Origin of the sequence: Bifidobacterium sp. UBA4282, assembly GCF_002394995.1 — a bacterium.
Taxonomy (GTDB): Bacteria; Actinomycetota; Actinomycetes; order Actinomycetales; family Bifidobacteriaceae; genus Bifidobacterium; species Bifidobacterium pullorum_B.
Genome location: NZ_DGVO01000001.1, coordinates 1 through 8077 on the forward strand (window position 1 = coordinate 1; position 8077 = coordinate 8077).

At 66.7% G+C, this 8077-nt stretch carries 8 protein-coding genes and 2 tRNA genes; 9 read left to right on the top strand and 1 reads right to left on the bottom strand.

Going from position 1 to position 8077, the window contains the following annotated elements:
* From B4C31_RS00005 to dapC, 5 genes are all read left to right on the top strand, one after another.
* A tRNA-Met gene (locus B4C31_RS00005) sits at positions 1 to 74 on the top strand.
* Positions 75 to 122: 48 nt separating this feature from the next.
* Positions 123 to 293, top strand: coding sequence for a 50S ribosomal protein L33 (gene rpmG / locus B4C31_RS00010; RefSeq protein WP_003807891.1), 171 nt, complete (start codon positions 123 to 125; stop codon positions 291 to 293).
* A 61-nt stretch (positions 294 to 354) separates the two neighbouring features.
* Positions 355 to 1599: a UDP-N-acetylmuramate dehydrogenase gene (locus B4C31_RS00015; RefSeq protein WP_291530820.1), complete on the top strand. Its 1245-nt coding sequence runs from the start codon at positions 355 to 357 to the stop codon at positions 1597 to 1599.
* Between the two features lie 173 nt (positions 1600 to 1772).
* Positions 1773 to 2093 carry a ferredoxin gene (gene fdxA / locus B4C31_RS00020; RefSeq protein ID WP_204388533.1) on the top strand — a complete coding sequence of 107 codons (321 nt, stop codon included), beginning with the start codon at positions 1773 to 1775 and terminating at the stop codon, positions 2091 to 2093.
* A gap of 123 nt (positions 2094 to 2216) precedes the next feature.
* A complete protein-coding gene (gene dapC, locus B4C31_RS00025; RefSeq protein WP_291530821.1) occupies positions 2217 to 3344 on the top strand; it encodes a succinyldiaminopimelate transaminase in 1128 nt (375 codons plus the stop codon).
* Positions 3345 to 3461: 117 nt separating this feature from the next.
* Here the strand turns inward: dapC and dinB are convergent, their stop codons facing one another.
* Positions 3462 to 4736, bottom strand: coding sequence for a DNA polymerase IV (dinB, locus tag B4C31_RS00030; RefSeq protein ID WP_291530822.1), 1275 nt, complete (start codon positions 4734 to 4736; stop codon positions 3462 to 3464).
* Between the two features lie 202 nt (positions 4737 to 4938).
* Here dinB and B4C31_RS00035 point away from each other — a divergent pair.
* The 4 genes from B4C31_RS00035 to B4C31_RS00050 all read left to right on the top strand — a co-directional run.
* Positions 4939 to 5029 (top strand) — tRNA-Ser (locus B4C31_RS00035).
* 131 nt (positions 5030 to 5160) lie between these two features.
* Positions 5161 to 6189, top strand: coding sequence for an NAD(P)-dependent oxidoreductase (locus tag B4C31_RS00040; protein ID WP_291530823.1), 1029 nt, complete (start codon positions 5161 to 5163; stop codon positions 6187 to 6189).
* Between the two features lie 371 nt (positions 6190 to 6560).
* Entirely contained in the window at positions 6561 to 7883 is a 1323-nt protein-coding gene (locus B4C31_RS00045) for a CapA family protein (protein WP_291530824.1), read from the top strand.
* Between the two features lie 5 nt (positions 7884 to 7888).
* A partial coding sequence (locus tag B4C31_RS00050; protein WP_291530825.1) for a YigZ family protein occupies positions 7889 to 8077 on the top strand: 189 nt, incomplete at its 3' end.

Consider the following 8077-nt stretch of genomic DNA (forward strand, 5'->3'; position numbering starts at 1 on the left):
GGCGGGGTAGCTCAGCTGGTTAGAGCGTACGACTCATAATCGTAAGGTCAAGAGTTCGAGTCTCTTCCTCGCTACAAGAGCCGGCGACCGTCGGCGGACAACGAACACAGAGGTGAATGACAATGGCAAGCAAGAGCGCCGACATCCGTCCGGGCATCACGCTGGCATGCACTGAGTGCAAGGAACGCAACTACATCACGACGAAGAACCGCCGTAACACGCCGGATCGTCTGGAGCTGAAGAAGTTCTGCTCCCGCTGCGGCAAGCAGACCGTGCATCGCGAGACCCGCTGAGCACATACAGGCTTTCGAACCCGACCCAACCGGTCGGGTTTTTTCGTATAGGATGACAGGCATGACGACTTTTGCGGAACTCACCACCATCGGCGTGGGCGGCCCCATCGCCCGTTTCATCGAACCCACCACACGCGTCGGCGTCATCGAGGCCATCGAGGAGGCCGACGCCAAGGGCCTGCCGCTGTGCGTGATCGGCGGCGGCTCCAACATGCTGGTGTCCGACGCGCCGTTCCCCGGCGTGGTGGTCCGCGACGCCCGCCGCGCCATCACCGTGCCCGACGAGGCGGCCCCGGTGGAGGGCGGCGACCGCACCGTGCACGTCAACGCCGAGGCCGGCTGCAACTGGGACGACTTCGTGGCGTTCACGGTGCAGATGGGTCTGGAGGGTGTCGAGGGGCTCTCCGGCATCCCCGGCACCGTCGGCGCGTCCGTGGTGCAGAACATCGGCGCCTACGGCCAGGAGGTCGGCGCGTCCGTGGAATCGGTGGAGGCCTGGGACCGCCGGGACAAGCGCACCGTTGAACTGACACCGGAGGACCTGAGGTTCGGATACCGTTCGTCGGCGCTCAAATCCAGCATGTATGCGGCACCGGCCACCCCGGCCGGCGAGTTCTTCCCGACGCCGCGCTACGTGGTCCTCTCCGTCACGTTCGCCCTGCGGCACAGCGCCACCGGCACCGTCAGCTACGGCCAGCTCGCCAAGGCGCTCGGCGTTGAGGTCGGCGACCGCATGGAGACCGACGCCATCCGCAATGCGGTGCTCAAGGTGCGCGCCTCCAAGGGCATGCTGGAGGACGCCGCCCGGTACCTGGGCCCGGCCATGGCCGGCACCAAGCGCGATGATCAGGTGCGGATCGCCCTGCGCGCCCAGTACGGCGAGGCGGTCGCCGCGGCGGCATCCGATGCGGCCGGCGGCCCCTCTTCCCCCGTCGACATCACCCCCGATTTCGACCGCCACAGCTGTGGCAGCTTCTTCATGAACCCGATCCTGACCGCCGAGCAGGCCGCATGCCTGCCCGAGGACGCGCCGCGCTTCGACGCCGTCCTGCCCGACGGCACGCCCGGCGTCAAGACCTCGGCCGCCTGGCTGATCGACCACGCCGGCTTCCACAAGGGGTTCAGGACCTCCGAGGACGCCACGGCCGGCCTGTCCACCATGCATACGCTGGCCCTGACCAATCGCGGCGGGGCGTCGGCGGCCGACGTGGCCGAACTCGCCCGCGCGGTGCAGGACGGGGTCGAGGCCGCGTACGGCGTGCGGCTGGTCCCCGAACCGGTGGTCGTCGGCATGGACCTGCGGTAGGGTGGTGGCGCGCCGACTTCCATCGCACGGCGTAAGCTGAGGACAAGACGATTACCGGACTCTGATGCATCGTGACCTTGATGCAAGTCGTCGCAACGGCGGACTATCGAGGTTGTCGCGGATGGTGTCGGAGTCGCGAAGTAGCAGAGTCACACAGCAGCTGGAGGTAAGCCATGCCGTACGTAATCGCACAGCCTTGCGTGGACGTCAAGGACAAGGCCTGCGTGGACGAGTGCCCGGTCGATTGCATCTACGAGGGCGCCCGTTCCCTGTACATCAATCCGAACGAGTGCGTCGACTGCGGCGCCTGCGAGCCGGTCTGCCCCACCGAGGCGATCTTCTACGAGGATGATCTGCCGGATGAGTGGGCGTGGTACAAGGATGCCGCCGTGAGCTTCTTCGCCGAGGTGGGCGATCTGGGCGGCGCCTCCGCGGCCGGCCCGCTGGGCAAGGATCCCGAACAGGTGGCCGCGCTGCCGCCGCAGAACGCCTGACGCTCGTTCGCTGTTGCTCACTGTTGTATCGGGGCCGTCGCGATATGCGGCGGCCTTCGTCGTATGCTGGATACAGTGATATCGGCGTCCGCCGGCATCGTCGCCATTCAACGAAGGAGCGTTATGGGGTTCTACGAGTTCTCGTCACCATACGATTGGTCGCGTATCGCCGAGTACAAGCGCACCGCGGCATCCGCTCCCGGCGGCATGATCGATCTGTCGGTCGGCTCCCCGGTCGATTCGGTGCCGCTGTCGGTGCGTGGCGCGCTGACAGCCGCCTCGAACGATCCGAATGCGTACGGGTACCCCACTACGGCTGGCACGGCGGATCTGCGCGAGGCGATCGCCGACTGGTTCCGTGACTGCCGTGGCGTTGACCTGGGGGCGATCAACGCCGGTGTCGTGCCGACGGTCGGCTCCAAGGAGGCGGTGGCGCTGATGGCGTCGCTACTGCGGCTGGGGCCGGGCGACGTGGTGGTGCAGCCGCGCGTCTCCTACCCGACGTATGAGATCGGCACGCAGCTGGCCGGTGCCACGGTGCTGAAGGTCGATGACGTCTCCGATGTGGAGTCGTGGCGTTCCGTGCCGAACGTGAAGGCCGTGTGGGTCAATTCGCCGTGCAACCCCACGGGGGAGACGCTGTCGCGCGAATGGTTGTATGAGATCATGGCGGCCGCGCGCCAGATTGGCGCGGTGGTGCTGTCCGACGAATGCTATGCGATGCTGGACTGGCGTGCCGGCCAGGGCGGGGTGGCGCCGTGCGCGTTGGACCCGCAGGTGTGCGAGGGGAGCGCAGACGGCGTGCTGGTGCTGTATTCGCTGAGCAAGCAGTCGAATATGGCCGGGTATCGGACCGCGTTCATCGCCGGCGACTATGCGCTGGTCGCCCGGATGACGGCCTACCGCAAGCAGATCGGGCAGATCATTCCCGGCCCCGTGCAGGCCGCAATGGCGGAGGGGCTGCGCGACGGGGACGCCGTGCGTGAGCAGAAGGCACGGTACGAGCGGCGTCTGTCCGCTTTGGTCGGGGCGTTGCGGGCGTATGGGTATGACGCCGCGATGCCGCAGGGGGCGCTGTACGTGTGGGTGAAGGCCCGTTCCGGCGACTGCTGGCAGGACATGGCCGATCTGGCGCGGCTGGGCATTGTGCCGAGCCCCGGGGAGTTCTACGGCGCCCCGGACCATCTGCGGTTCTCCGCCACCGCCACCGATGGGGCGATCGCCGACGCCTGCCGGCGGCTGGGCGTCTGACGCCGGGTCTTGTCTGCGGTCGGGCTTGTCCGTGTAAACCGGCGGGCCTCTGCGCGGACCATGCCGGATTGTGCCACGCCGCCTTGCCTGTGTCTTCGTCGGTATGCCGGCGGGGTGCTACAGTCCGATGCTCGCCGCTCCTTTGCCGTAACGTTGCCGGATGGCGTCGAGGGCTTGCTCCGCGTCGCGTAGCCGTGCGGAACGCGTCTGCCCGCTCGATGCGGCATCCTGCTCCAGCAGATCGTCGATGGACATCTGAACGGGTGTGCTCTCCCATTCCGCCAAACCGCTGGCACTGACTCCCGCCAATCGCACCTGCCGGGGCAACGGCGTGCCCTCGCCGGCATCCGGCGGCAGCCCCAGCATCGCCTTCAACAGCGCCGTCGATTGCGGGTACAGCACGCCCGCCGTGTCGGTCGGACGGTCCATCGTATGCGCTTTGGTCCGGTAGCTCAGGTCATCGAAACGGAGCTTGACCGTTACGGTCCTGGCCATGAGCCCGCGTTTGCGTAGCGTGGAGGCCACTTCATCACAGCAGCGGCGCAGCAGGGTGTTCACGGTGCGCATGTCGGTGGTATCGGTGGCGAATGTGCGTTCCGAGCCGATCGATTTCTCCGGCGTGTATGGCGTGACCTCACGCTCATCGATGCCATGGGATGCCAGCATCAGTCCGTGCGCCACCGTGGCCGAACCGGTCGCCTGTGCGAGTGTGGCCTCAGGCGTGGCCGCCAGATCGGCCACCGAACCGATGCCCCACGCGTTCAGTCGACGCTCCAGCGAGGGGCCGATGCCGGGGATGCCCCGCAACGGCATGATCTGCACGAACTCGGCATGGCGGGCCTTCGGAATCAGCAGCATGCCGTCCGGCTTGGCGTTGGTGGAGGCCATCTTGGCCACCAGCTTGTTCGCGGCGATGCCCACCGAACAGGTCACATGGTACCGGGCGGCCACCTGCCGGCGGATCCACGCGCCGATCGCACTCGGCGACCCCCAACGCAACAGCGCGCCGGAGACATCCATATAGCATTCGTCCACCGACACCTGCTCGATGCGGTCGGTGATTTGACTGAATACCTCGCTGAAGATGCGATGCGACATCATGCGATAGTAGCGCATGTCCACCGGCAGGAACACGCCGTCCGGGCAGAGCTGGCGCGCGCGGGCGCTCGCCATCGCCGAGTTGATGCCGTATCGGCGGGCCTCATAACTGGCGGCGGAGACCACGGAACGCGGGCCGGTGCCGATGATGACCGGTTTGCCTTTGAGCTCGGGGTACCGGGCGATCTCCAAGGAGGCGTAGAACGCGTCCATGTCGATATGCAGCACCGTGCAGCCGGTCTCATCATGACCCCAGTCGCGTTTCGCGGCCTCGACCCGTGGTGCTGTACTCATAACTCCATCCTAGATGGGGAACGGCGGGACTTCTGGTGGTCCTGCTTGTTGTGACCGTTGTCATCCTCCATCCTAGAGGGGCGAAGGAAAGACGGTAGATATCTACCGTTTGACGTGCGAGGACGACATATGGTGCGTCGAGTTCGTCCGGGGTGGTATAGTAGACTGCTGTTGCTCCGTTGGAGCGGCACAATTCAAGATTGGAGTCATGCCTGAGTGGCCGATAGGGGCACCCTGCTAAGGTGTTAGTCGCTGATTGCGGCTCGAGGGTTCGAATCCCTCTGACTCCGCCATCGAGGGTTCCGGGAACATCCCGGGGCCCTTTGTCATATATACGGAAACGGTTCATGCCAATCGCGCATCCGTTTGCTTCGCGGTCGAGGTTGGCTGCTGTGTTGGTTGGCTCATGCGCTAAGCTGGCTGCATGATTGCCGCCGCCAGTGAATGCCGCGTATCGCTCCCGCCTGTTATCGAATACGATGCCGACCGCGCCGACCTGCCGCTCGTTGTGGTGCCCGTGAGCATCCCCTCGATGACCACGCTGCTGCGGGATCGGCTGGACGAGTTCGCCGGCCTGGCCCGCGTGCGCATCCACACCGATTGGACGGATGACGAGGATGTGCTCGCCGCCCGCATGTCGGACGCCACCGTGGTCATGTCTACGGGGTTCCGTGCTTCCGCGCGACTGTTGGAGCGGATTGCCGGGCGTGTACGGTGCATCACGTTCTGCGGTACCGGTGCGGTGAGCTTCATCGACCTGGAGGCCGCCCGCCGTCTCGGCATCACCATCTGCAACGCCGTGCACTATGGGGACAACGCGGTGGCCGAGCACGCCATCGCCCTCATGTTCGAACGCACCCATCGCGTCGGCGAGCTCAACGCCCGCACCCATCAGGGCGGCTGGCCCGGCGCGGACATCACGGAACTGTCCGGCAGGATCCTCGGCATCATCGGCTTCGGCGGCATCGGTCGCCGCGTGGCCCGGCTCGCCCACGGAATCGGCCTGCGCCTGCTGGTCTGGGACCGCCACCCCGACGCCGCGGAACTCGTCGCCCTGAACGCCGAATCCGCCGCCACCATGGACGAGGTCTTCTCCCACGCGGACATCGTCAGCCTGCACCTGGCCCTCAACGACGCCACACGCGGCATCATCGGCCCCGACCAACTGGACCTGATGCGTCCCGGCACACTGCTGGTCAACACGGCGCGCGCCGAACTGATCGAACCCGGCGCGATGTTGCGCCGTCTGAGTCGCGGGGACATCGCCGCCGCCGTCGACGTCACCGCCCCGGAACCCCTGCCGGGTGACGACCCGTTGCGCACGTTGCCGAACCTCATCATCACCCCGCATGTCGCCTGGCGATCCGACCGCGCGCTGGCCGCGCTGGTCGAGCAGAACGTCCGCTCCGCGGTGGAATTCCTGAAGGGCGGGACATACAACGTCATCGTCTGAGGGTCGCCCTTTGTCACGGCAGTCCGGCATCGCGCTGCGCTTCGTCGCGCCGCACCTCGACTCGGCTGCGGGAGGGAATATCGTCGGATATTCGGTGACACCCATGGCGGCAGTCGCGTAAGCGGAGCCGGAGGTACGCCATTGTCCATCCGTCTCCGTGACACATTGTAGTGTCGTCGGGATTGGCATGCCACCCGTCACGGTGTTTGTCCATATGCCGGAGGCTGGCGTGCGGTGTCCGGCGGGGTTTCGCCGCAGCGCTCGTCGCCGCCGCGCTCGTCAACGGCGTGCAGTGACCGTCGCGCACGGGTAAGCTGGGGATACGGGCCGCTTGGCCGGCCTGTCTCACGAGGCACCATCGGGAGGGAAGAATGACGCAGGAACGATATGGCCGGCATGTGCGCAGGGATCCGCACACCGCCGCACGATGGATCGCGCCGTTGGGTCTGTTGGTGGCCTGCCTGGCCTGCATCGCCGCATGGTTCGTGTTCGCCCAACCCCACGGTGCCGAACCGGCAGACCGAGGGCCGGCCACGGTGGCGCTGGAACGCGAGTCGGCTGTGCCGACCCCGGTGGTCAAGCACCCCGGCAATTCCCCCGACTGCCCGGACGACGACTGCATCGCCATGCTGGTCAACGGCGATCTGCTCTTCCACCCCGAACTGTGGGTGAACTTCGAAGGCCCGGACACCACCGCCACCGACGGCACCGCCTTCAACTTCGACCCGCTGTTCGAGCCGATGCGCCGGTACATCGAGAAATCGGACATCGCCGTATGCGAGTTCGAAACCCCCATCGCCCAACGCGGCGGCCCCTACACCGGCTACCCGGTGTTCAACATCCCGCCCGAGGTTGCCGATTCCGCGGCTCGCGTCGGCTACACGGCCTGCACGCACGCCACCAACCACTCCTGGGACCAGGGCGCCGAGGGCATCCAGCGGCTCACCTCCACGCTGGACAGCCTGGGCATCGCCCACACCGGCTCCTACAGCACCGAGGCCGAATCCTACGAGCCGCTGCTCATCGAATCGCCCACCGGCGGCGGCACGCTCGGCCTGGTCGCCGGCACTGTGTCGCTCAACGGCTTCACCGCCGACTACGACTGGCGCGTGGACCGTCTGCGCGACTTCGGCGACCCGAACCATGACGCGGACATTCAGAAGGCCGTGGACAAGGCCAACAAGGCGCGCGAACAGGGTGCCGACGTGGTGGCTATGGCCATGCACTCGGTGCAGGAGTACCTGACCGACGCGGACACCTGGCAGGTGGCCGAGGCCCACGCGCTCGCCGACACCGGCGCGTTCGACGTGATCTACGGCGCGGGCTGCCACTGCGCCCAGCCGATCGAGCAGTACAACGACACCTGGATCATCTATGGGCTGGGCAACGCGCTGACGGTGGACGCGCCGCCGGAGAACATCGTCAACAACCAGGGCGTCACCGCGCGTGTGCAGTTCGCCGGCAAGAAGGGCCAGCCGGGCACATGGCGCGTCAGCCGCATCGACTGGCTGCCGACCGCCAACAAGCGGCAGGGCGTGTACCAGTGGTGCCCGCTGTCCGACGACCATCCCGACGGCGCCTGCTGGTCGGAGGAGTACGACGCGCAGGTGCGACAACGGATCTGGGACGTGGTGTATTCCATGGGTGCGGACCAGACCGTGGTACGCGAATGGAGGATCACCGACGAGCTATGACCGAGATGTTCACTCTGCTCAACACCCCGGAGGACCCCGCGCACGATGCGATGGTGGAGAAGAAATCGGAGTTCATCGGCGATGCCTGCCATGTGGATTCGCTGGATGAGGCGCTCGCGTTCGTGGAGGCGATCCGCGAACGGCACCCCAAGTCGCGCCATGTGGCGTATGCGGCGATCTGCGGCGGGGCGGAC

What these genes read in the sequence shown, in the direction of transcription:
- rpmG (WP_003807891.1), top strand. Translation starts at nt 123, where the DNA reads ATGGCAAGCAAGAGCGCCGACATCCGTCCGGGCATCACGCTGGCATGC.
- B4C31_RS00015 (WP_291530820.1), top strand. Translation starts at nt 355, where the DNA reads ATGACGACTTTTGCGGAACTCACCACCATCGGCGTGGGCGGCCCCATC.
- fdxA (WP_204388533.1), top strand. Translation starts at nt 1,773, where the DNA reads ATGCCGTACGTAATCGCACAGCCTTGCGTGGACGTCAAGGACAAGGCC.
- dapC (WP_291530821.1), top strand. Translation starts at nt 2,217, where the DNA reads ATGGGGTTCTACGAGTTCTCGTCACCATACGATTGGTCGCGTATCGCC.
- dinB (WP_291530822.1), bottom strand. Translation starts at nt 4,736, where the DNA reads ATGAGTACAGCACCACGGGTCGAGGCCGCGAAACGCGACTGGGGTCAT.
- B4C31_RS00040 (WP_291530823.1), top strand. Translation starts at nt 5,161, where the DNA reads ATGATTGCCGCCGCCAGTGAATGCCGCGTATCGCTCCCGCCTGTTATC.
- B4C31_RS00045 (WP_291530824.1), top strand. Translation starts at nt 6,561, where the DNA reads ATGACGCAGGAACGATATGGCCGGCATGTGCGCAGGGATCCGCACACC.